This window comes from Actinomadura scrupuli, assembly GCF_050971785.1.
In the GTDB taxonomy this organism is placed as follows: domain Bacteria; phylum Actinomycetota; class Actinomycetes; order Streptosporangiales; family Streptosporangiaceae; genus Actinomadura_E; species Actinomadura_E scrupuli.
Genome location: NZ_JBPCCU010000001.1, coordinates 1,112,058 through 1,134,004, shown reverse-complemented (window position 1 = coordinate 1,134,004; position 21,947 = coordinate 1,112,058). Strand labels below are relative to the sequence as shown.

The 21,947-nt window shown below is 72.1% G+C and carries 20 protein-coding genes; 10 read left to right on the top strand and 10 right to left on the bottom strand.

Features of this window, described 5'->3' with window-relative positions:
* Window positions 1–30: 30 nt before the first annotated feature.
* From ACRYCC_RS05225 to ACRYCC_RS05200, 6 genes are all read right to left on the bottom strand, one after another.
* Window positions 31–1,614 (bottom strand): DUF4153 domain-containing protein, encoded by a 1,584-nt coding sequence (locus ACRYCC_RS05225; RefSeq protein ID WP_433809259.1) that lies wholly within the window; start codon window positions 1,612–1,614, stop codon window positions 31–33.
* Entirely contained in the window at window positions 1,611–2,651 is a 1,041-nt protein-coding gene (locus ACRYCC_RS05220; protein WP_433809257.1) for a sensor histidine kinase, read from the bottom strand. Before ACRYCC_RS05220 ends, ACRYCC_RS05225 begins: the two co-directional genes overlap by 4 nt.
* The gene (locus ACRYCC_RS05215; RefSeq protein WP_433809255.1) at window positions 2,648–3,334 is read right to left on the bottom strand and encodes a response regulator; all 687 of its coding nucleotides are present in this window, start codon (window positions 3,332–3,334) and stop codon (window positions 2,648–2,650) included. Before ACRYCC_RS05215 ends, ACRYCC_RS05220 begins: the two co-directional genes overlap by 4 nt.
* 129 nt (window positions 3,335–3,463) lie before the next feature.
* Entirely contained in the window at window positions 3,464–4,369 is a 906-nt protein-coding gene (locus ACRYCC_RS05210; RefSeq protein WP_433809253.1) for a hydroxymethylglutaryl-CoA lyase, read from the bottom strand.
* Entirely contained in the window at window positions 4,366–5,046 is a 681-nt protein-coding gene (locus ACRYCC_RS05205) for a GntR family transcriptional regulator (protein WP_433809251.1), read from the bottom strand. Before ACRYCC_RS05205 ends, ACRYCC_RS05210 begins: the two co-directional genes overlap by 4 nt.
* 36 nt (window positions 5,047–5,082) lie before the next feature.
* Entirely contained in the window at window positions 5,083–6,315 is a 1,233-nt protein-coding gene (locus ACRYCC_RS05200) for a CaiB/BaiF CoA transferase family protein (RefSeq protein ID WP_433809249.1), read from the bottom strand.
* 393 nt (window positions 6,316–6,708) lie between these two features.
* Here ACRYCC_RS05200 and ACRYCC_RS05195 point away from each other — a divergent pair, with 393 nt between their 5' ends.
* Entirely contained in the window at window positions 6,709–7,473 is a 765-nt protein-coding gene (locus ACRYCC_RS05195) for a MerR family transcriptional regulator (RefSeq protein WP_433809247.1), read from the top strand.
* Between the two features lie 39 nt (window positions 7,474–7,512).
* Entirely contained in the window at window positions 7,513–8,286 is a 774-nt protein-coding gene (locus tag ACRYCC_RS05190) for a glycoside hydrolase family 16 protein (RefSeq protein ID WP_433809245.1), read from the top strand.
* A gap of 45 nt (window positions 8,287–8,331) precedes the next feature.
* Here the strand turns inward: ACRYCC_RS05190 and ACRYCC_RS05185 are convergent, their stop codons facing one another.
* Window positions 8,332–8,934, bottom strand: coding sequence for a TetR/AcrR family transcriptional regulator (locus ACRYCC_RS05185; protein ID WP_433809243.1), 603 nt, complete (start codon window positions 8,932–8,934; stop codon window positions 8,332–8,334).
* A gap of 85 nt (window positions 8,935–9,019) precedes the next feature.
* Between ACRYCC_RS05185 and ACRYCC_RS05180 the strand changes: the two genes are divergently transcribed.
* From ACRYCC_RS05180 to ACRYCC_RS05165, 4 genes are all read left to right on the top strand, one after another.
* Window positions 9,020–9,757, top strand: a complete 738-nt coding sequence (locus tag ACRYCC_RS05180; protein WP_433809241.1) for an SDR family oxidoreductase — start codon at window positions 9,020–9,022, stop codon at window positions 9,755–9,757.
* Window positions 9,758–10,003: 246 nt separating this feature from the next.
* A complete protein-coding gene (locus tag ACRYCC_RS05175; protein WP_433809239.1) occupies window positions 10,004–10,627 on the top strand; it encodes a DUF4956 domain-containing protein in 624 nt (207 codons plus the stop codon).
* Between the two features lie 32 nt (window positions 10,628–10,659).
* Window positions 10,660–11,463 (top strand): VTC domain-containing protein, encoded by an 804-nt coding sequence (locus ACRYCC_RS05170; protein WP_433809237.1) that lies wholly within the window; start codon window positions 10,660–10,662, stop codon window positions 11,461–11,463.
* A 100-nt stretch (window positions 11,464–11,563) separates the two neighbouring features.
* Window positions 11,564–12,724: a M24 family metallopeptidase gene (locus ACRYCC_RS05165; protein WP_433809235.1), complete on the top strand. Its 1,161-nt coding sequence runs from the start codon at window positions 11,564–11,566 to the stop codon at window positions 12,722–12,724.
* A gap of 40 nt (window positions 12,725–12,764) precedes the next feature.
* On the opposite strand, the gene ACRYCC_RS05160 is transcribed toward ACRYCC_RS05165, so the two are convergent.
* Entirely contained in the window at window positions 12,765–14,756 is a 1,992-nt protein-coding gene (locus ACRYCC_RS05160) for a bifunctional copper resistance protein CopD/cytochrome c oxidase assembly protein (protein ID WP_433809233.1), read from the bottom strand.
* Window positions 14,746–15,309 (bottom strand): copper resistance CopC family protein, encoded by a 564-nt coding sequence (locus ACRYCC_RS05155; RefSeq protein ID WP_433809917.1) that lies wholly within the window; start codon window positions 15,307–15,309, stop codon window positions 14,746–14,748. Before ACRYCC_RS05155 ends, ACRYCC_RS05160 begins: the two co-directional genes overlap by 11 nt.
* A 192-nt stretch (window positions 15,310–15,501) precedes the next feature.
* Between ACRYCC_RS05155 and ACRYCC_RS05150 the strand changes: the two genes are divergently transcribed.
* From ACRYCC_RS05150 to ACRYCC_RS05135, 4 genes are all read left to right on the top strand, one after another.
* Window positions 15,502–16,353: a DUF72 domain-containing protein gene (locus ACRYCC_RS05150; RefSeq protein WP_433809231.1), complete on the top strand. Its 852-nt coding sequence runs from the start codon at window positions 15,502–15,504 to the stop codon at window positions 16,351–16,353.
* Between the two features lie 178 nt (window positions 16,354–16,531).
* A complete protein-coding gene (locus ACRYCC_RS05145) occupies window positions 16,532–17,158 on the top strand; it encodes an MDR/zinc-dependent alcohol dehydrogenase-like family protein (protein WP_433809229.1) in 627 nt (208 codons plus the stop codon).
* Between the two features lie 3 nt (window positions 17,159–17,161).
* A complete protein-coding gene (locus tag ACRYCC_RS05140) occupies window positions 17,162–17,554 on the top strand; it encodes a zinc-binding dehydrogenase (RefSeq protein ID WP_433809916.1) in 393 nt (130 codons plus the stop codon).
* Window positions 17,555–17,567: 13 nt separating this feature from the next.
* Complete coding sequence (locus ACRYCC_RS05135) at window positions 17,568–17,963, top strand: MerR family transcriptional regulator (RefSeq protein ID WP_433809227.1); 396 nt, start codon at window positions 17,568–17,570, stop codon at window positions 17,961–17,963.
* 138 nt (window positions 17,964–18,101) lie between these two features.
* Here ACRYCC_RS05135 and ACRYCC_RS05130 read toward each other — a convergent pair whose 3' ends face one another.
* On the bottom strand, window positions 18,102–21,935 hold the full coding sequence (locus ACRYCC_RS05130) for an alkaline phosphatase family protein (protein WP_433809225.1): 3,834 nt from the start codon (window positions 21,933–21,935) through the stop codon (window positions 18,102–18,104).
* Between the last annotated feature and the right edge of the window lie 12 nt (window positions 21,936–21,947).

The window sequence follows — 21,947 nt, the reverse complement described above, 5'->3', positions numbered from 1 at the left end:
CCAGGCTCAGGAGCCGCCCTCCGGGCATGGTCAGCACACTGGGGAGCGCTGGATCGGGTGACGCCGGAGCACGGCGCGGGCCCGGGTCCGCGAGAGGTTGAGGCCGGACCACGAGTCGCCGTGCCGGAGGGCGCCGGCGAGGGCGCGCAGGGTGCAGGAACGCTGTGGCTCGGGGAGACGGTCGAGAGCGGGGACCGCGTCGGCGGACAGGCCGGAGAGATAGGAGAGATCGGCGCTGCCGGTGTGCCGGAAATGGTCCACGTTGCGGGCGGCGATGAAACCGTCCGGGTTGAGCAGGCTCAGGGCCAGCAGCCCGGCCGCTCCGCTCATCGCGACCGCGCGGGGCAGCCAGGCCGCCCGGAGGCGGATGCCGGCGACGGCGATCAGCACGACGACCAGGCCCATCCAGAGCTCGAAGGCGTGCACCCACAGCCGCAACCTGGTCCAGCCGTACGTCTCCTCGTAGAGGTACAGCCGGCGCAGCGCCACGGCGACGACCACCAGGGTCAGCGCGCACAGCAGGCCGAGGAGCGTACGGACGGTGGCCCGGTCGGCCCGGCTCTCCAGCGGGGCGTAGCGGACGGCGACCGCCACGACCACGAGGACCAGACCGGTGACGATCAGTAGCTGCCAGAACCCCTGCCGGGCGTACTCCGCGTAGGACAGGCCGGTGCTGCGCAGCAGGCGGTCCTTGTCGGAGGCCAGCAGCACGTCGGCCTGGACCGCGGCGAAGCCGAGGAACAGCAGGTCGAGCGCGGCGACCGGGATGACCCAGGGGGTACGGCCGAAATGGGATGCCGCGGGCGGCCGGACGAACCGTGGCGGGGCGACGGCCAGGAACGCTCCGGTCAGCACGACGGCGGCGGTACAGCCGAAGACGAGAATCCGCAGCAGCAGCGGCCCTGCCGCGAGGTCGGGGAGCAGGCCGGTGACGGCCCGGCTGAACGCGGCGTCCGCCGTGGCGAACAGCCCGCCGAACACCGCGAGCAGTACGGCCGCGACGGCGACCGCGCCCACCACCGGCTCGATCGGCCGCCGCCTGGACCGGCCGAGCACGGCCAGGCCGCGGCCCGCCCAGAGCACCGTGTTCGGGGCGGCCAGCGGGAGTGCGAGACCCCCGCCGAGCAGATCGATCCAGGAGCGACCGCCGGTCAGGGCGTACGAGCCGAGGGGTACGGCCAGCGAGATCGCCAGGGCGGTGAGCCAGCCCGCGTCCACCAGGACGGGCACCACCAGCAGAGCCGACACGAGCGCGCCGAACACCATCGACGTGCGGTCCCGGCGGGCGACCGGGAACAGCGTGGCCGCCACGGCCACCCCCACGATCGGGACGTTCAGCCCAGGGCGCCCCGGGAACAACGCGGCGGCCAGGATTCCCGCCAGCGCCGCCCCGGCCGGCAACCTCGGGGAGAACGGCCGCCGCGCCGCCGGCCACTCGACCAGTCGCGGAACCGGCGGCCGCTTCGCCCCCGGCCCGGCCGCCACGACCGAACCCGACGAGGCCGAACCCGAGGAGGCCGAACCGGGCGGGGCCGTGTCGGCGGTCGCCGACCCGGACCGGCCTGGAGGTGCCGGCGAGCGCGGGCTGGTGGGGGGCTCGGGCAGATCGGTCATGACGATCCCAGGGGAGGTTGCGGAAGCAGGACACGGATGAGGCAGCCGCGCGGCGAGTCCGCGACGGCGATCTCACCGCCGTGCAGGTCCACCACCCAGCGGGCGATGGCGAGACCCAGGCCGGTGCCGCCACCGGGGGCGCCGGCGGGGGAGCCGGAGCCCCGGGAGAAGCGCTCGAAGACCTGGGCCCGCTCGCCGGCGGGGATCCCCGGACCCTCGTCCCGCACCTGCAGGCGGAGCGCGGCGGCCTGCGCCGTGGCGGTGACGGTGACGGCGCCGCCGGGCGGGCTGTGCCGGGCGGCGTTGTCGAGCAGATTGGCGACGACCTGGTGCAGGCGGTCCCGGTCCGCGCGGACGGTGAGACCGGGCTCGGCCCGCACCGTGAAGACCGGACCGGGATGGCCGACCCGGGCGTCCGCCACCGCGGCCTCCAGGAACGGGCCGATCTCGAACGCTGCCAGGTCCAGGGAGACCGCACCCGCCTCGACGCGTGACAGGTCGAGCAGCTGGGTGACCAGGCGGCCGAGGCGTTCGGTCTGCGCCAGGGCGCTTTCCAGCACCTCGGGCGTCGCCGGGGTGACGCCGTCCGCGACGTTCTCCAGGACCGCCCGCAGCGCGGTGATCGGGGTACGGAGCTCATGGGACACGTTGGCGACGAACTCCCGGCGCTGCCGTTCCACCTCGGCGAGATCGGCGGCCATCCGGTTGAAGGCCCGGCCCAGCTCGCCGACCTCGTCCCGGGAGGTCACCCGGACCCGGCGCCGGTAGTCGCCACGGGCCATCGCCCGGGCCGCCGCCGTCATCTCGCGCAACGGCGAGGTCATGCCGTGCGCCAGGATCTGGGTGATCAGGACGGAGATCAGCAGCGCCACCGGCAGCGTGATCCGGCCCCGGAACCCCAGGCCGTACCCCCACACCATCGTCAGCCCGCCGACGCAGGCGTTGCAGACGGCCAGCACACCGAGCTTGATCTTGATGGACCGCATCGGGTCGAGGGGCCGTGGCAGCGCCGTCCACATCCGGTGCAGCAGCCTCATGGAGTGATCTCCAGGGCGTAGCCGACGCCGTGGACGGTACGGATGAAGTCCGCGCCGAGCTTGCGGCGCAGTGCCTTGACGTGGGTGTCCACCACCCGGGTCCCGGAGCCGCCGGACCAGTCCCACACCTGTTCGAGCAGGACCGCCCGGGTCAGCACGGTTCCCGGCGTACGGGCCAGGCTGTCGAGCAGTTCGTACTCGATGGGCGTCAGGTGCACGGTCACCCCGTCCACCGCGACCTTGCGGGCGGCCCGGTCGATCTCCAGCGGGCCGAGCCGTACGACCTCGCGGGCGGGCGCCGACGCGGCCAGCGCGGCGGCGTGCTCCACCCGGCGCAGCAGCGTCCTGACCCGGGCCGTCAGTTCACGCATGCTGAACGGCTTGGTCAGGTAGTCGTCGGCGCCCACCGCGAGCCCGACGAGCAGATCGGTCTCGTCGTCCCGCGCGGTCAGCATCAGGACCGGGACCGGCCGTTCGGCCTGGATCCGGCGGCAGACCTCCAGGCCGTCGAAGCCGGGCAGCATGAGGTCGAGCACCACCAGATCGGGACCGTACGCCCGGAACGCCTCGACGGCGGCCGGCCCGTCGGCCACCACCCGTACCTCGAACCCCTCGGCGACCAGCCGGGCGGCGACCGCCCGCGCGATGGTGGGCTCGTCCTCGACCACCAGGATCCGTTGCATGGCGGCGAGCTTAGAAGCCCGTCGCGGAGATCTTGCGGGCGGTCTGTGGGGATTCTGTGAAGATACCGGTGGGAGCGAGCGGAGGCAGGCCGGGGACGGCGAGCGCGGAAGCCCGCCGGGACCGCGCGATCAGTGATCGGGTGGGAGGGGAAAGCCGCCCGCACGGCCGAGCAGGGCCGGCACCGGGGCGTGCAGCCGCTCGCCGAGCCAGGCGGCGGTGCCGGCGACCTCCGCCATGCGCACGCCGGTGGACACTCCCATCCGGTCCAGCGAGTAGAGCAGGTCCTCGGTGGCGATGTTGCCGGTCGCGCCCGGGGCGAACGGGCAGCCGCCGAAGCCGCCGGTGCTGGCGTCGAGCGCGGCGACCCCGTGCTCCAGCGCGGTGAGCGCGTTGGCGTATCCGGTGTTGCGGGTGTTGTGGAAATGGCACCGCAGCCGTACTCCGGGGGCGAGCCCGGCGGCGCCGTCCAGCAGGGTACGGACCTGGGCGGGGACCCCGACGCCGATGGTGTCGGCGAAGGCGATCTCGTCCGGTGCGGCTTCGGCCACCCGGCCGACCAGTTCGAGGACGTGACCGGCCGGGACCTCGCCCTCGAAGGGGCAGCCGAACGCGGCGGCCAGCGTGACAGTGGTCCGGAGCCCGGCCGCCCGGGCCTCCGCGGCGATACCCGCCCAGTTGGCCAGCCCCTCCCGCACCGTGCAGCCCTGGTTGCGGCGGCTGAACTCGTCGGTGCACACCACCACGACGTTGACCTCGTCGACACCGGCGGCAAGGGCCCGGTCCAGCCCGCGCGGGTTGAGCACCAGACCGGCGTAGGACACCCCGGGCGGGCGCGGCACCGCCGCCATCACCGCCTCGGCGTCGGCCATCTGCGGGACCCGCCCGGGATGGACGAAGGCGACCGCCTCGATCCGCCGCAGCCCGGCGGCCAGGCTGCGCTCGATCAGCGCGACTTTGTCGGCGGTGGGCAGGATCGCCGGCTCGTTCTGCAGGCCGTCGCGCGGGCCGACCTCCACCAGCTCGATCTTCGTCATGGGGCCCCGTCAGGGATCGAGGTCGTGGTCGGCTCAGGAACCGCGCCGAGGCTGTGCACGGTGGTCCGGGCCGCCAGGATGTGCGAGCGCATCACCGACTCCGCCCATTCGCCGTCGCCGGCGGCGAGTGCCGCGATCAGCTCGTCGTGGTGGAACATGCTGGCCCGGAGCCGCTCCGGTGCGTACTGCTTGAAGGTCCGGTAGACCAGCGGCACGTCGATGAACCCCCGGACCAGCCCCTCGATGTGGGCGTTCCCCGAGGCATGGGTGACGGTGAGGTGGAACTCCCCGTTGAGCTCGGTGAGCTTGTCCGCGGCAGGCCCTCCGGCCGTCGCGAGCGCCTTCATCTCCGCGGCCAGTTCCCGCAGCCTCTCCAGTTGCTCAGGCCGGACCCTCGACGCGGCCAGCCGGGCCGCGTAGCTCTCCAGCAGGGCGCGGGCCTCGTACAGGTCGTCGAGCTCCCGCTCGCTCCACGCGGTGACCCGGGCACCCCGATTGGGCACGAAGTCCACCAGGCCCTCGGCGTCCAGCCGGCGCAGCGCCTCCCGGATCGGCGTTCGCGAGACGCCCACGCGCTCCGCCAGTTCCGCCTCGCGGAGGCGGTCACCCCGGGGGAACTCCCCCGACACGATGCCGGCACGGATCACCGCGTACGCCGTCTCGACCGCCTTGGCCACGACCACACCTCCCGAAATCTCGCCGCGGACACGGTGTCACCCACCGCCCTCTCCTCCCTCCACGGCCGGGCCGGCCTCGCCTGCCGGACCGGCGTGGCCTCCGGGCCGGGCCGTGGTGGCGCCGAAGAGCTCGCCCACCTCCGCCTCATGCTGGCCGAGCGCCGCGCCGGGCCAGCGCACCGCACCCGGAGTCGCACTGAGTTTCGGTGTCACCCCCTGCATCGGGACCATGCCGAGGTCGGCGTCCTCGACCTCGATGATGCTGTTCCTGGCGCGGAAATGCGGGTCGGACAGCATCTCCCGCGCGGTGTAGACCCGGCCGGCCGGCACCGCGTGCTCGTCCAGCACACGCAGCAGCTCGTCCGCCGTCAGGCGTGCCGTCCAGGACGCGATCCGCTCGTCGAGCTCGGCCTGCCGCAGGCCGCGCGCCTGGTGGGTGGCGTACTCCTCGGCCGAGGCCAGCTCGGCGTCGCCCATCGCCGCGGCGAGCCGGCGGAACACGGTGTCCTGGTTGGCGGCGATCAGCACGTAGTCCCCGTCCCTGGTGGGATAGACGTTGCTGGGCGCCACCCCGGGCAGTACGGGGCCCGATCGCTGCCGGGTCACCCCGGCGAGGGCGTAGTCGGCCACCAGCGCCTCCGTCATCGCCAGCACGGACTCGTAGATGGAGACGTCCACCACCTGGCCGACCCCGGTACGGTCGCGGGCGCGGAGCGCGAGCAGGCCGCCCAGGGCCGCGTGCATCCCGGCCAGCAGGTCGCCGATCGAGACGCCCGTCCGGCTCGGTGGCCGGTCCGGCTCCCCCATCAGGTAGCGCAGCCCGCCCATCGCCTCGCCGATGGAACCGTAACCGGGCCGGTGGGCGTAGGGCCCGTCCTGGCCGTACCCGCTGACCCGGATCAGCACGATCTCGGCGTTGACCTCGGCCAGCTGGTCGTAGCCCAGGCCGTAGCGCTCCAGTGTGCCGGGGCGGAAGTTCTCCACCACGATGTCGGCCTGCCGTACCAGCTCCAGCACCCGGCACCGCCCGGCCTCCTCACGCAGATCCGCGGTGACGCACCGCTTGTTGCGCGCGATCACCCCCCACGACAGGGACTTGCCCTGGACCAGGTGGCCCCATTGACGCATGGGATCACCGACGCCGGGTTCCTCGACCTTGATGACGTCCGCACCGAAATCGGCCAGGATCTGACCGCAGTACGGCCCGGCGATCAACTGGCCGAGCTCGATCACCCGGACGCCCTCCAGGGGCGGCTGCGCCCTCGTCATCGGCACGTCTCACGGCGCTGGGTGTCGTGCATGTCATGGCTCCTCTTCTCGGTCGGCACTCCTGGTCGCGAGGTCAGGTGAAGGACCTTCCGCCCAGCAGCTGGAAGTGGGTTTGTATACCTTATGTCGCCAGCTGGCCAATGGGCAGGTGGGACGAGCGGCCAGAATGCCGTACGTCTTCACATAAGGCAGGTGCTGATGTATACAAACACCGGCCAGGCGGCACGCGCAGGCAGCGGCCCGGGCGAGGACTTCGGCCAGGATCCGGAACGGTCGGGCCGGGGAGGAGGGCCTCCGGGCCGGTCAGCGGATACCGCGGGAAATGAGCCCCAGAGGGCTTGCACCTGCCGCGACGGGAGGTCCTAGCGTTGCCGGCATGATCGGAGCAGACGCGTGATCGGGGCGGACGGCGGCGGACGCCGGTGGAGCATCGGCGAGCTGGCACAGGCGAGCGGGCTGACCGTGCGCGCGCTGCATCACTATGACGAGATCGGCCTGCTGACGCCCGGGGAACGTACGGCCTCGGGGCATCGCCGTTACACCGAGCGTGACCTGCGGCGGCTGTACCGGGTGCGGGCCCTGCGGGCGCTCGGGCTGTCGCTGGAGGAGATCGCGGGCGTGCTCGCGGACCCGGCGGACGACCTGGCGGCGATGCGCGGGCTGCTGACCGCCCAGCTGCACGGCCTCGAGTGCCATGCCGACCGGATTCAGCAGCTCACGGAGCAGATCCGCGGGTTGCTGAGCCGGATCGAGAACTCGTCGATGCCCGGCCCGGACCAGTTCATGACGACCTTGGAGATGATGTCGGTGTTCGAGACCTCGTTCACGCCCGAGCAGCGGGAGCAACTGGCCGAGCGCAGAGCCGGGCTCGGCCCCGAGGCCGTCGAGGCGGCCAAGACCGAGTGGGCCGGGCTGGTGGAGGAGCTTCTGCGCCACCTGCGGCAGGGCACTCCCCCCGGCGACCCTCAGGTGCAGACCCTGGCCGGCCGCTGGGACGCGCTGGGGAACCTGTTCCACGGTGGCGACGACCGGACCGTGGCCGCCGCACGGACGATGTGGCAGGACAACAGCGAGGAGCTCGGCCGGAGCCTGCCCTGGCCCGCGGAACGCATGCGCGACCTGGTCGGCTATCTGGAGCGGGCCCGGCAGGCCCGATGACCCGCGGCGCCTCCCAGGCCGTGATCGGTACGATGGGCCATGGTCAGATCGCGCCTCGAACTCGACGAGCGGTTCGGCGGCGACGCGCTGGACACCGGCGTCTGGTTCCCGTACTACCTGCCGCACTGGAGCTCGCGCGACCGGTCCGCCGCGACGTGGTCCCTTCAGGACGGTGAGCTGCACCTGAGCATCCCCGCCGACCAGCCGTTGTGGTGCGCCGACCTGCACGAGGAGCCGTTGCGGGTGTCATGCGTCCAGAGCGGGAGCTTCGCCGGCCCGCTGGGCGGCACGACCGGCCAGCAGCCGTTCCGGGAGGGCCTGAAGGTCCGCGAGGAACAACCGGAGATGTGGGGCTACACGCCGCTCTACGGTCAGGTCGAGGTGCGCATGCGAGGCGTCGTCACGGAGCGGTCGATGTTCGCGTTCTGGATGTCGGGCATCGAGGACCGGCCCGAGCGCTCTGGCGAGATCTGCGTCGCCGAGGTGTTCGGCGACGCGGTCCGCGACGGGTCCGCCGACGTCGGCATCGGGCTGCACCCGTTCCGCGATCCCGCCCTGGTGGAGGAGTTCTCCGCCGAGCCGATCGGGATCGACGTGGCCGGGTTCCACACGTACGGCGTCGACTGGCGGCCGGGGTCACTCGTGTTCACCATCGACGGCAGGGTCGTACGCCGGCTCGACCAGGCGCCCGGCTACCCGATGCAGCTCATGATCGGTGTGTTCGACTTTCCGGCCAGGGCCCCTGCCGGTGCCGAGGAGGTGCCGGTCCCCGAGCTGGTCGTCTCGCACGTCCGCGGGCGCCCGCTCACCTGACCCGGGCGAGCCTCCCGGCCGGGCCCGTGGCCGGAGCGCCGGCGGTCAGAGCGGACCGATCCCGAGCAGCAGGTTGGCGACGAGCGCCTCCGCGAACTCGTCGGTCAGCGGCTGGTCGGGGATGAGCAGCCGGTGGTAGCAGGCGCCCCAGAGCTGGTCGACGACCGTTTCGGAATCGACCTCGGCGCGCAGCTGGCCGCGCCGCTTGGCCCGCTCCAGCGCCTCGACGGCCAGTGCCCTGCGCGGGGCCGAGTAGCGCTTGCGATAGGCGGCCGACAGTTCGGGGTCGGTCTGGGCCTGGCCGATGATCTCCGGTATGACGCGACCCGCCCGGGTGTCACGGATCAGGTGAACGAAGGCGAGTACCTGGGTGGTGAGGTCGGTGTTGATGTCGCCGGTGTCGGGAAAGGCCAGGGTGGGTGCGACGACGTTGAAGTAGCCGTCGAGGGCGAGCGCCCCCTTCGAGGGCCACCACTTGTGGAGCGTCACCCTGCTCGCGCCGGCGAGGGCGGCGACCTTCTCGATGGTGAAGCCGGCCATCCCCTCCGCGAGCAGGAGCTCGCCGGCCGCCTGCAGGACCTCGCGCCGCACCTCGTCGGCCGGGCGTCGCCCGCGCCCCCTGCGGACGGGCTGAGGGGCCTCTGTCACACTCCACCTCCGGAGGACATATGGACGCTCTGTCCATAAGCCTGTTAATGTACATAGCGTACACAAATCTTCAGGGAGGACCATCGTGAGCACCACATCGAACCGCGTCGCCATCGTGACCGGAGGCTCGGGCGGCATCGGCCGCCAGACGGCCGAACGCCTGGCCGCGGACGGCTTCGCCATCGTGGTCGGCTACGCGGGCAACCAGGCCGAGGCCGAGGCCGTGGTCGCCGCCGTCACCGGGGCCGGTGGCCGGGCCATCGCGGTCCGCGCCGACGTCGCCGACGAGGACGCGGTGGCGGCGCTGTTCGAGGCGGCGGAGGCGGAGTTCGGTGGCGTGGACGTCGTCGTGCACACCGCGGGGGTGATGCTGCTGTCCCCGGTGGCCGACCTCGACCTGGACGTCCTGGACCGGATGCACCGCACCAACATCCGCGGCACGTTCGTCGTCAACCAGCAGGCCGCCCGCAGGCTGCGCGCCGGCGGGACCATCGTCAACTTCTCCTCGTCGGTGGTCGGTCTGGCCTTCCCCGGCTACGCCGCCTACGCGGCGACCAAGGGGGCGGTCGAGGCCATGACCCTGATCCTCGCCCGCGAGCTGCGCGGCCGCGATGTCACCGTCAACGCGGTCGCCCCCGGCCCGACCGCCACGGCCCTGTTCCTGAACGCCAACAGCGAGGAGGCCGTCTCCCGGCTGGCCGCTCAGCCGCCGCTGGAGCGACTGGGCACCCCGCAGGACATCGCCGAGGTCGTCGCCTTCCTCGCCGGCCCCGGCCACTGGGTCAACGGCCAGGTCATCCGTGCCAATGGCGGCATCATCTGAGCGACCCCGCCGACCCCGCCGGCTCCGCCCCCCGGCGGGCTCTCCCGGGCCCGCTCATGGACGCCATGCCCGGCCGGCCGCGACAGTTCTGTTTGATTCCCCCCTTTTTCCCCTAAGGCGATCATATCGGATAACACCGCTATAAATGGCGGCTATCGTCCTCTTCCTATCGTTCACCTCAGCATGGGGCCGATTTTACTCGGATATTCTTATGATGCAGTTAACGTTGTCGAATGGAAGTAGCTTATGGAAACGTCACAGTTCGCCGCTCGACTCGCACTTGATCTCGCCACGGTGTGCGTGTTGACCTTCGCGATCTATTGGCCACGCCATCGCCGCCGGGATCTGATTCCGGCGTACCTGGCACTCAACACCGGATTGTTCACGATCGTCTTGGCGCTGGCGAACGCCGGTGGCCATGGCGCATTAGCACTTGGTTTTGGCCTGTTCGGCGTGTTGTCCATTATTCGCCTGCGTTCGGACGCCGTGCAGTACCAGGAGGTGGCTTACTACTTCACCACCCTGGTGCTCGGTCTCATCGGTGGGATTCCCGCGCTGAGCCTGGGCAAAATCGCTTTCCTGGACGTCATACTGCTGCTCGTCGTCTATTTCGCGGATCACCCGCGGCTGTGCTCCCGGACCCGCCGTACGCTCGTCACCCTCGACACCGTGCACGCGCATCCGGACGCCCTGCGCGCGGACCTCGCCCGGCGGCTGGGGCAGCCGCTGCGCTGGACCGTCACCGAGGTGGACTACGTGCGCGACGTGACCGTCGTCGACGTCCGCTACCGGATCCCCCCGGACGGGGCGCTGACGGAGAAGAGCCGGCGGCACGACATGACGGAGGTCCCGTGGGGTGCGGCCAGATGACCACGCCGGCCGCCTGCGCCGTCATCCAGGCGGTGCTCGCCGCCCGGCCCATCGATCTGGAGACCGTGCGCGCCGGCGCCGAACTACTGACCCGCTGTGACCGCAGTTATGCGCTGCCGGCGCACGCATTCGCCTCCTTTGCCGCGCACCTGACCGACCGATCCATGCCCGACGGCGCTTTCCGCAGCCTGTGCATCGCCGACCGGCGCTGGTTCTCCTATCACTCGGTCTACTACGACACACCCGAACTGCAGTTGTTCGATGACCACCGGAAGGGCCGCCGCCGCCGCTACAAGATCCGCGAACGTCTCTATGTCGACAGCGGCGAGCGCCAGTTCGAAATCAAGCTGAAAGGGCCGCGCGGGGAGACCGTCAAGCATCGCACCGAGATCACCGAGCGTCCCGGCGTGCCGCGCTCTGCCGCGTGGAACCCGCACACTCAGCAGTTCACGGCCCGGATTCTGAAGCAGATCTACGGTGTGGAACTCCCCATGCCGATGTGGCCCTCTCTCGTCACCGACTACGTCCGCTCCACTTTCGCCACCGAGGGCCAGCGGATCACCTGCGACGTCGACCTGGTCTGCCGTGACCTCGCGACGGGCCGGGTCCTGCGGGCCGACCCCGAACTCGTCCTGATCGAGGTCAAGGCGGAGCAGCAGATCACCGCCGTGGACCGGCTCCTGCACCGGCACCGCGCCCGGCCACTGGAGTTCAACAAATTCTGCGCGGGCCTCGCCGCGCTCCGTCCCTCGCTGCGCGGCAACCTGTGGCGGCGGGACATGCGCCGCTTCTTTCCCGATTCGGGGTCTGCCGACCAGCGCGTCGGCCTGCTCTGAGCCGATCCGCGGGCGGTCGGGGACTCACCGGAGCCCTTCTCGCCGGTGCTGCCGAGCCGGTTGTTGCAATCGAGTGCAGTCGTGCCGCAGGATGCGCGGTATGTCAATTGATGACCGGCTTCCCGAGCCGCTGTTCTCCGCGCCGGAGATGCGCCGCCGCCGGGACGGCCTCCGCGCCGAGCTGGACCGCCGCGGCCTGACCCATGCCTTCGCCTACGGCGCGAACCGCTCCGGCAGCGGGGTGTCCTGGCTCACCGGGTGGCCGGTCACCCGGGAGGCACTGCTGATCGTCGGTCCGGAGGAGGCCGCCGACGTGCTCCTGGTGTCCTTCTTCAACCACCTGCCACAGGCTCGCCGGCTGTCGCGGGTGCGGGTCGAGTGGGCCGGCCAGAACGCGATCTCGGCCGCGTTCGAACAGCTCGACGCCGGCGGTGAGCGCCCCGCTCGTGTGGGGGTGGTCGGCCCGCTGCCGTTCTGGCACTACCGGGCGCTGGCCGGGCGGGTCACGGAGGTTGCCGACCTCAACCCGGCCTACACCGCGCTGCGCCTGGTGAAGTCCGCGGAGGAGGTGGCCGCCCTGCGGAAGGCCGCGGCGCTCACCGACACCGCGGTCCGGGCGCTCGAACAGGCGCTGCGCGAGGGGGCCACCGAACACGAGCTGGTCGCCGAGATCGAGCGGTCCTATGTCGCAGCGGGCGGCATGCACCAGATCCACTATCTCGGCGTCACCGGGATGGACAGTCCCTCGCAGTGCGTACCCGCTCAGTGGCCGACGGACCGGCGGATCCGCCGCCGCGACGTCGTCACCTGCGAGATCAGCGTCGCCGTCGCCCCGGAGTACGCGGGTCAGCTGCTGCGGACCTTCACCGTCGGCGCCGCCCCGACGCCGCAGTACGCGCGGCTGCACGCGGTCGCCGAGGAGGCCTTCGACGCGATCCGCGCACGGCTGCTTCCCGGCACGCACGCCCGGGAGCTCGCCGCGGCCGGAGCCGTCATCGGGCAGGCCGGGTACAGCGCGGTCGACGATCTCGTGCACGGATACGGCGGCGGTTACCTCCCGCCGGTCGTCGACGGCCCGAGCCGGCCGCTGAGCCCGGCGCCCGACCTCGTCCTGGCCGCGGGCATGACCGTGGTCGTCCAGCCGAACGTCGTCACCCGCGACCTGAGCGCCGGGGTACAGACCGGAGAGTTGCTGCTCGTCACCGACGACGGCGCCCAGCGCCTGCACGACTACCCGTACGGCCTGCACCAGGTCGGCTGACCGAGCGGGCAGGACGCCGTGGCCGGCCGCGGGGTGATGGTCACACGCGGCCCTCCCTCAGCGGGGCCGGCGACGCCGCGGCGGCCCTCGGCCCGCCGTCGACGGCGGGACCGGGCCCGCGCCCCTCGTCGCGGGCCCATCGCCAGGCCATCACCAGCAGGAACAGCAGGGTGGCGAGCTCGCCCAGGATCAGTGCGAGTCCTCCGCCGAACTGCTGATCGTGGAGTGCGGAGGCGCCCCAGGGCCGGGCGAGCGCCGCGTACCAGTCGGCGGCGAACACCCCGTCCGACCTGCTGATGGCGAGGCCGAAGACGGCGTGGAACGGCACGCCGGCCAGCACGTACAGCAACCGCTTGCCCGGGGCCGGCCGGTACGGGCCGGGCCCGATGACGAGCGCGAGGTAGCACATGCCGGTCACCACGAAGAGCAGCATCATGAGCGAGTGCAGCCAGTGGTCGCGAAGGGACGCCTCGAACAGAGGTGAGAAGTAGAAGCCGTAGAGGCCGATGATGAACATCATCAGCGTCATCACGGGGTGGGTGAGCCCTCGCACGAGCCGGCTGTGCAGGACGGCGAGCAGCAGTTCCCGGGAGCCGCGGTCCCCGGGGGCGGAGCCGGGGCGGAGTGCCCGCAGGGCCAGCGTGACGGGCGCGCCGAGCAGCAGCAGGATGGGCACGAGCATGCTGAGCGCCAGATGCTGCGCCATGTGGGCGCTGAACAGCACCATGCTGTAGCGGGCCGCCCCGCCGCAGGTCGCGAGCAGGAGCACCGCGAGGCCGGCGAACCACGCGAGGGCCCGGAGGAGCGGCCAGGCGACCCCGTCCCGGCGCAACCGGATCACTGCGGCCGTGTACAGGGCGCCGCTGATGACGATCAACGTGAACAGCAGCGGATCGATGCGCCAGTCGAGGAGATAGGCGCGCACGCCGACCGGCCCCGGCAGCGGGAAGCCCAGCAGTGCCTCGGTGGGGGTCCGCGGGCCCTCGTCGCGGGCGGGCGCCGCGGTCTGGGACAGTCCGGTGGCCAGCGCCATGGTGGCCGCCATCACGCAGATCTCGACCGCGGCGATCCGGAGGAAGGTGCGGGCGCGCCGCCCGTGCTCCAGGGCGGGGATGCTGACACCGCGGTGCCACCCGCCCAGCGCCCCGAGTCCGGCGAGTGCCACCACCTTGGCCACGACCAGGAGCCCGTAGCGGGAGCCCAGGTGCAGGCCGCCCAGCCGGATCCAGGCGTTGACCAGCCCGCTGGCCCCGACGGCCGTCAGGCAGACCGCCGCCAGCGCGCTGTAGCGGCGGACGACGCGGGGAAGCCGGTCGCCGACCCGCGTGGCGATCGCCACCAGCACGACCAGTCCGCCCACCCAGACGGCCGCGCCGGCGATGTGCACGGCGAGGCTGTAGACGGCCAGCGCGTGGTCGCCACTGGAGGCGGCGTGCCCGGTGAACACCGGCGGCAGCAGGCCGAACACCGCCAGGATCAGCAGGTATCCCGCTCCGCCGGGGGTGCGCGTCACATGGGCGGCGACCGACAGGAGCGTCGCGGCCGCGGTGACCGCGAGCAGCGCCCGTCCCTGGCTGATCTCGGTGAGGTAGCTCGACAGCTCGGGCCCCGAGACCGCCGTGGCCGGCGGCAACCCGAACAGGTCGCTGACCGACAGCACCGCGACGGCGAGTGCCGACACCCCCCAGAGGGCCGCGCTCACCGACGCGCCCCGCAGGCACCGTCGCCCGGCCGTGGAGAGCGCGCCCTCCTCCGACGGCAGGAACACCGCGACGGCCAGCAGCCACCCGACCGTGATCGTGCCGGCCGCGTTCATGGCGAGCCTGGCGAGGGGCAACGCGCTGCCGGCGAAGGAGCCCGCCTGCTCGAGCTCCGGCGTGGTCGACGCCTCGGGCGAGGCGATCTGCGGGGTCCGGCCGAATCGCAGCACGACGGCCAGGGCCACCAACGCCGCGATGGCGGCGGCGAGCCACAGCTGCCGCGAGACGGACGGCAGCGCGGAGTCCCGGCCCGGCCGGGCCTCAGCCGTCACGACGGCCCCGCCGGAGCGCCAGCACCGTCACGGCCAGCAGCACCGTGACCACCGCGGCGAGACCCAGCTGAGCCCACGGCGGTCCCGAAGACGCCTCCCGCCGGGCCGGCTGCGGGGCAGCGGGCGCGGGCGACCGCGACGCGGACACCGTGGGAGACGGTGCGCCCTCCGGTGGGCGGAAGGTGAACTCCCGCGCTCCGCGGACCACATGACCGTCCACCGACACCGTCCGGTAGGCCACCCGGTAGCGGCCCGGCGGGGGCAGCGGCCGCAGCGGCTGGCGGACCACCGCCCGGTCGACCGTGGGAGGGCCCGACTCCACCCGCGCGCCCGCCGGCCCGATCACCTCCACCGCGGTGAAACGACGGCTCACCGGCTGGTCGAACGTCAGCACCACCTCGGACGGCGCGGACGCCTGGACCGAGCCGTGCCCAGGGCTCATGGTCTTCAGCTCGGCGTGCGCGGCGGCCGCGGCGGAGGGCGCCACCACGGCCACCGAGGCCGCCAACCCGGCCGTCAGCGTCGCGCCCCGGCAGGCGAGATCCCGGTGCATCACGACATACCTCCGGAAGAAGGGAACCACGGCAGGTGCCTCACATCGGCTGTACGGCATGCCGGAACGGAAAAGTTCAGCACAGAGCCCTCGCGCCGGCCCGACCCTACGCCGTCGTCCGCCGCCGGTCCGGGCAAGGGCCCACCGGTCTTTCCCGTCGCCCATCGCCGGCCTTTCGGTAGCGTCCGTCGTATGAGGCTTCATGTGGGATGCGCCATGTGGACGCACGCGCCCTGGCAGGGGCGCCTCCTGCCCCACCCGCTGCCGCCCAAGGAGCGCCTGCGGGCCTACGCGACCTGGTGCAACGCGGTCGAGGGCAACACCACCTTCTACGCGACCCCGACGCGGAGCACCGTGGAGTCGTGGGCACGGCAGACCGCCCCCGACTTCCGCCTCGTCGTCAAGCTCGCCAAGTCGATCACCCACGAGCGCCGCCTCACCGGCGCCGACGAGGAACTCCGCGCGTTCCTGGACGCGATCGAACCGCTCGGCCCCCGGGCCCGTACCCTCTGGGTGCAGCTGCCGGGCTCCTTCGCCCCGGCCGACCTCGGCGCCTTGGCCGCCTTCCTGCGCCGCCTCCCCCGCTCGCACGACTACGCCGTCGAGGTCCGTCACCGCGCCTTCTTCGAGGACCCGCGAGCCGAGCAACAGCTCGAACGCGTCCTCGCCACCGCCGGTGCCGAATGGGTCCCCTTCGACACCACCACGCTCTTCCAGAGCCCGCCCACCAGCGACGCCGAACGCGAGGCCTGGACCAAGAAGCCACGTCTGCCCCGCCGCTCGCACGCCCTGACCGACCGCCCGGTCGTCCGCTACCTGGGCCGGGACGACGGCGCGCGGACGGTCGAGGGCTGGCGGCCGTGGGTCACCACGGTCACCGGCTGGCTGCGCGAAGGCCGCTCGCCCACCGTCTTCATCCACACCCCCGACAACGCCGACGCGCTGACCCTCGCCCGCCGCTTCCACGACGACGTACGGGCTCGCCTGCCCGAGCTCGAGGCGCTGCCCGAGCCGATGCCGGCCGAGCCGCTCACCCTCTTCTGACGAGCCGTGGCGGGACCGGTCGCCGGCCCGCGCGGGCCGGTGGCGGTGCCGGGACCGATCGCGAGGTCCTGATGCTCGGCGCCCGGCACGGCCGGGGCTTGCCCCTGACGGGCACGTCAGGGGTTAGCGTCACGGCACCGTGAACCGGCCGCGTCGCGGTCTGCCTGAGGAGCGCCCTATGCCCGACCTGCCCCGTACGTCGCGTGAAGTACGCCTCGCCACCCTGTCCGCCGGGCTGCCGCGCCCGGAGGACTTCGTCATCACCGAGACACCCGTGCCGGTGCCCGGACCGGGCGAGGTACTGGTCCGGAACCGGTTCTTCCATGTCTTCGCGGCGCTGCGCACCGTCATCGGAGGAAGCGTGGAGGGAGCGCCGTTCCCCGCCCTCCGCCCCGGCGACACCCTGTTCGGACCGGCGATCGGGGAGATCGTCACCGCTCCGGACGACAGTGGGCTACGGCACGGCGACCTGGTCTCGCACCGGCTGGGCTGGCGCGAGTACGCGGTCATGGCCGCCGCGCAGTGCTCCCCGCTGGGCGACGCGCTGCCCGATCCGGTCGCGCACCTGGCCCCGGGGCCGACGGCGTACGGGGCACTGGCCCACGGCGCACGGGTCCGGCCCGGGGACACGGTCCTGGTCTCCGGCGGCGCGGGCGGGGTGGGGTCGCTCGCCGGGCAGATCGCCCGGCTGCTCGGCGCGGGCCAGGTGATCGGCAGCACCGGTTCGCAGGAGAAGGCGGACCGCATGGTCGGCGAACTGGGCTACGACGCGGTCGTGGTCCGCGGCGCCGGGCCGCCGGCCTAGCAACTGGCGAAGGCGGCACCCGGCGGCATCGACGTCCTCCTCGACAACGTCGGCGGCGAGGAGCTGCGGGCGGCGGTGGCGGTCGCCAGGAAGGGGGCGCGTTTCGTCCTGGTCGGAGCGCTGTCGGGACAGTTGTCAGAGCACGGGACCGGAACCACGGCACCGGTCGAACTGGACTCGTTCCAGCTCATCGTCAAACAGATCACGATGCTCGGCTTCAGCGCTTCCGGCCTTCCCGGCGTTCAGGCGGAGTGGACCGACCGCTTCGCCGGCTGGCTGCGCTCCGGCGACATCCGCTTTCCCCATGTCCGCGTCGCGGGCATCGACGGCGCCCCGCGGGCGTTGCACGACATGATGAGCGGACGGTACCTGGGCACCGTCGTGGTGGCGCTGTAGAACGGGAGGACCGATGCGGATCGGCGACGCGGCGGCGGCAGCGAGCACCACACCACGCGCCCTGCGCTTCTACGAGCAGAGCGGGTTGCTGCCCCCTCCGCCGCGCACCGCGTCCGGACAGCGCCGGTACGGCCCCCGGGACGTGGCCCGCGTACGCGTCATCCGCGAGCTGTTGTCGCTGGGACTGACCATCGCCGACGTCCGTGGCTGCGCCGACCGCCTCGACCTGCTGGACGGCGACGCCCTGCCGCCCTACCGGGGGCCGGGCGCGTGCGCACGGCCCACCGGGGTCGTCGCGCGCGGGCGCGCCGCGCTCGACGCCGAGATCGCCCGCCTGACCAGGCTCCGCGAACGGCTCGCCGCCCGGGCCGGCGCGACCCCGCCGGCCGGGGCGCGCACCGGCGGGTAGGCCGGACCCGTCACGACGCGGGAAGCCTCGCGCGGTCAGGCCGCCCGCGCGGCGCGGAGCGGCTGCCGCCGTCTCTCACCCGGCGCAGGGCCTCCGGCGCGTCCCGGAGGCGCCGGAGGCTCTGCGACGTCCCGGCGGTCAGGGGCCGGTCTGCCCGCTGAGCAGCGGGCTGTCGACCTTCCAGGCGTTGCGCCTGCTACCCGGCCGCAGATCGTCGATGCCCAGGACGACCGGTCCGGCCTGGGTGGGATCGGTGGGCTGGAGCACCAGGACGGGGATGGCGAGGTTACGGATCAGGAACAGGTCGGGCTCGGGCGAACGGGGCACCGGCGTGAGGATCCACTTCTGGAGCTGGGGCAGCGGAAGGTTGGCGGGTGCCCCGGCCGGAAACGAGCCGGGCACGTACTTGACGTCCTGGATGATCCCGGGGCGGAGCGGGATCGGGATGCTCGACACGTCACCGTCACCGTCACCGGGGTCGGCATCGGGGTCGGGGTCGGCGTCGAGGTCGGCGGCCGCCCCGAACAGGCCGGGCACGTGCACGGTGAGGTACAGGTTGCTCACCCGGCTGCGGATGTACCAGGCCCCGTGGCCGGCGTCCTCGAAGGAGAAGTCCTGCGCGGCCGAGCCGTCGGCCGGGAGCTGCCACAGCTGGGCGCCTGGTTCGAGACCGCCGCCCTGCACGCCCAGCATCATCCGTGACGCGCCGAACAGGAAGTTGTACCGCAGGAACGGCCGGAACTGGGTCTGCCGCCGGCGCGTGCCGACGACCGCCGACAGGTCGTTGGCGACGGCGTACCGGGCGCCGAGGTAGGGCGGAGCCGTGCTCAGGAAGCGCCGCGCGATCGTCTTGAGGATCGAGGTGTGGTCGAAGTGCAGATCATTGCGGGGCACCGGCGCCGCGGCGGGCTCTTCCGGGCGGCCCTCCCGGCTCGCCGGGCCGTCGTGCCCGAACACCGTGCCGGCGCCCACCCAGGGCGAGACGACGAACGCGGGAACCCGTACGCCGTGGGTGTCGATCGGCAGCTCCGGGGAGACCCGGGCGGCCGCCGAGGGCGGGACGTGGTCGTAGAACCCGCCGTGCTCGTCATAGGTGATCAGCAGCAGGGTCTTGTCCCAGGCGGGGCTCGCGACCACCGCCTCGACGACCTTGGCGACGAAGTCCTGCCCGTCCTGGACGTTCGCGGGCGGCCCGTCGCAGTTGCTGCCCGGAGGCTGCTCGACGAACCGGGGGTCGATGAAGGTCACGTTCGGCAGGGTCCCGGCGCGCGCCCTGGCGAAGAAGCCGCGCTCCGGGTCGTTGGTGTCGACGATGGTGTCGCCGTCGAACGTGTGGCGTTCGAACAGTCTCAGGAAGGCGTTGCCCTCCTCGTAGTGGACCCAGGTGACGGGCCGGCCGGTGGCCGGATCGACCGCTCGGGACAGGTGGTCGAAGATGGTGTCGGTGAAGACGGGCCGCAGCGGGCTGGAGTTGTCGAACTCCCAGAAGCCCCTGCTGTCGAGGTTGAGCCGCCCGGTCAGCGTGTAGAACCGGTTGGGGAAGGTCGATCCCGGGTGGCTGGCGAACCAGCGGTGGCCGACGGCGAAGTCGCGGGCCAGGGCGTCGTAGACCGGCACCGTGCTCGCCGTGTGATGGCCCATGATCTGCCCGGCGATCGGGGCGCCGTTCTCCTCGGCGTAGGCCTTGACGAATCCGTCCATCAAGCCCCCGTTGATGGCGCGGTGCACCGGCTCGAAGCCGTGCGGCGGGTCCGGTGAGAAGAACGTGTCGGTGAGCGGGAAGGACGGGTAGGTCGTCCCCCGGTAGGTGTTGGACTCGCCGCCCTTGAGGCCGTCCACGTCGGAGCGGCCCGCGCCGCCCTGGCCGACGGGCAGGCTGAGGTAGCCGAGCATGTGGTCGAAGGACCGGTTCTCCATCATCAGCACCACGATGTGGTCGATGTTGGCGAGCGTGCCCGGGGAGAAGTCCCAGGCCGGGCTGGGCTGGTTCGGGGCCGGCCAGTCCGCCGGGACCTCGGGGACGAACACCTTGTGCGGACCTGAGTAGGAGATGACGATGTCGTCGCCCTGGAAGCCGACCTCGTTGATCACGATGTTGTTGCCGTCGACGTCCCGCGCGTCGTCGGCGGTCCCGCCGAGGAGGAAGGAGGTCACCGAGGAGTTGATGTCGTCGCGGGGCGACCGTCCGGTGATCTTGTCGGGCTTGGTGAGGTTCTCGAATATCTTGTCGCGGGCGTCCTGCCGGAAGAACCCGCCCGGATCGAACCGGCTCGACGTGACCAGGTGCACCTTGACGACGTCCTCGATGAACAGGCCGTACGCCGACGAGGCGCTGACCAGATCCACCGGCTGTCCCAGGAACGTGCCCGTGTAGCGGAAGAAGGTCAGGTTGGCGGTCTCGTCGATGTGGTCGATCTCCTTGGTCGCCTCCAGCTCCTGCATTTCGGTGACCCAGTGCAGCATGTCGACGACGGTCCGCTCGGTGCCGGACTCGTCCACGGTGCTGCCCAGCGCGAGCGTCAGGTTCAGCGTGAGCGAGAACTCCAGGAAGTCCATGGTGGAGAACAGCGCCCCGGTCGTCTCATGGGAGCCCTCGGTCTCGAAGTCGACGGTGAAGCTGAACGGCGCCGGGCGCGCGGGGTCGGCGGTGATGCCGAGAGTGGCGCTGTTGATGTCCCTGAGATAGAGGTCGCCGAGCCCGAAGAACGCGGTGAGCTGCCCGAGGCTGGTCGGGCTGCTGACATAGTCGACCCCGCCCCGTGCCGCCGTGATGATCGAGCGCACGTCGAGGTAGCTCTCCGGCAGCGTGTCCTCGTTGTACAGCCCGGTGTTGTCCAGGCGGATCTTGCGGAACGGCGGGTGGGGGCTGTCGTCGGTGTCGTTGCGGTCGTTGACGAACTCGTCGAACTTCTGGCGCACCAGGGCCAGCGGGATCGACTTCACCCGGGTGATCTGGTCGGCCGGGCGGTCGGCCAGCGGGGGCGCCGGGCGCGCCGCCACCGTGGGGAACGACGGGCCCTGGTAGACGCCGACATGCCTGTTGATGTTCTGGCTCAGGATGACCCCGCCGGTCCGGGAGGAGTAGACCGACCGCTTGGCCGCGAAGTCGGCCGGGTCGGCGAACTCGAAGGTCACCCGGTAGTCGAAGATCCAGCGGTCGTTGCCGTTCGGATCGATCGTGATGTCGACCTCGGGCAGCACCATGTCGGCGAGCGGGATCTCCGGCAGGGTCAGCGTGCCGTCGTCCGACGGCCAGCTGACGCTCTTGACCGGCCCGCCGTCGGGGAACTCCTGGTCCGGGAACAGGTTGAGGCCGACGGCGATGTCCTGGGCCGAGGTGGCGTTCAGCCGGTTGACGATCCGGACGTCCAGCCGGGTGTCGTGGTCCTTGTTGTCGTCGTGCGTGACGAAGTCCAGGGTGACCTTCTTCAGGACCGCGTTCGTCGCCGGCCGGGCGCGCACCGGCAACGGCCGCAGCGGGTTCTCGGCGCAGACGCCGTAGTGGTTCCTGTTGTCCTGGTCCAGGATGATGCCGGGGACCCCGGACTCCTTGGACGAGAAGCCGAACTCGGTGCCGTCGTCGAAGGTGAAGGTGACGCCGTAGTCGAAGACCCAGCGGTCGTTGCCGTTCGGCTGGACATGGACGTTGACCACCGGCAGCACGATGTCGTCCACGCTGACCGGGTCGGGCATCAGGGTGAGGTCGAAGGTGTGCGACGAGCCGTCGTCGAACTCGTCGTCGGCGGCCAGGCCGATGCCGTACGCGAGGTACGGGCTGGCGCCGTGGTCGCTCCGATCGCCGTCCTCGAGGTAGCGCCGATGGGCCAGCAGGTTCGCGACGAAGTCGGTGTCGCCGTCGGAGCCCTCCGTCGTGTTGAGCCGGTTCTTGACGAACACGTGCAGAACGGTGTCGTGATCCTTGTTGTCGTTCTGGGTGTTGAACGTGATGCTGACGCCGGTCAGATTCGGCATGGCGTGGATCCT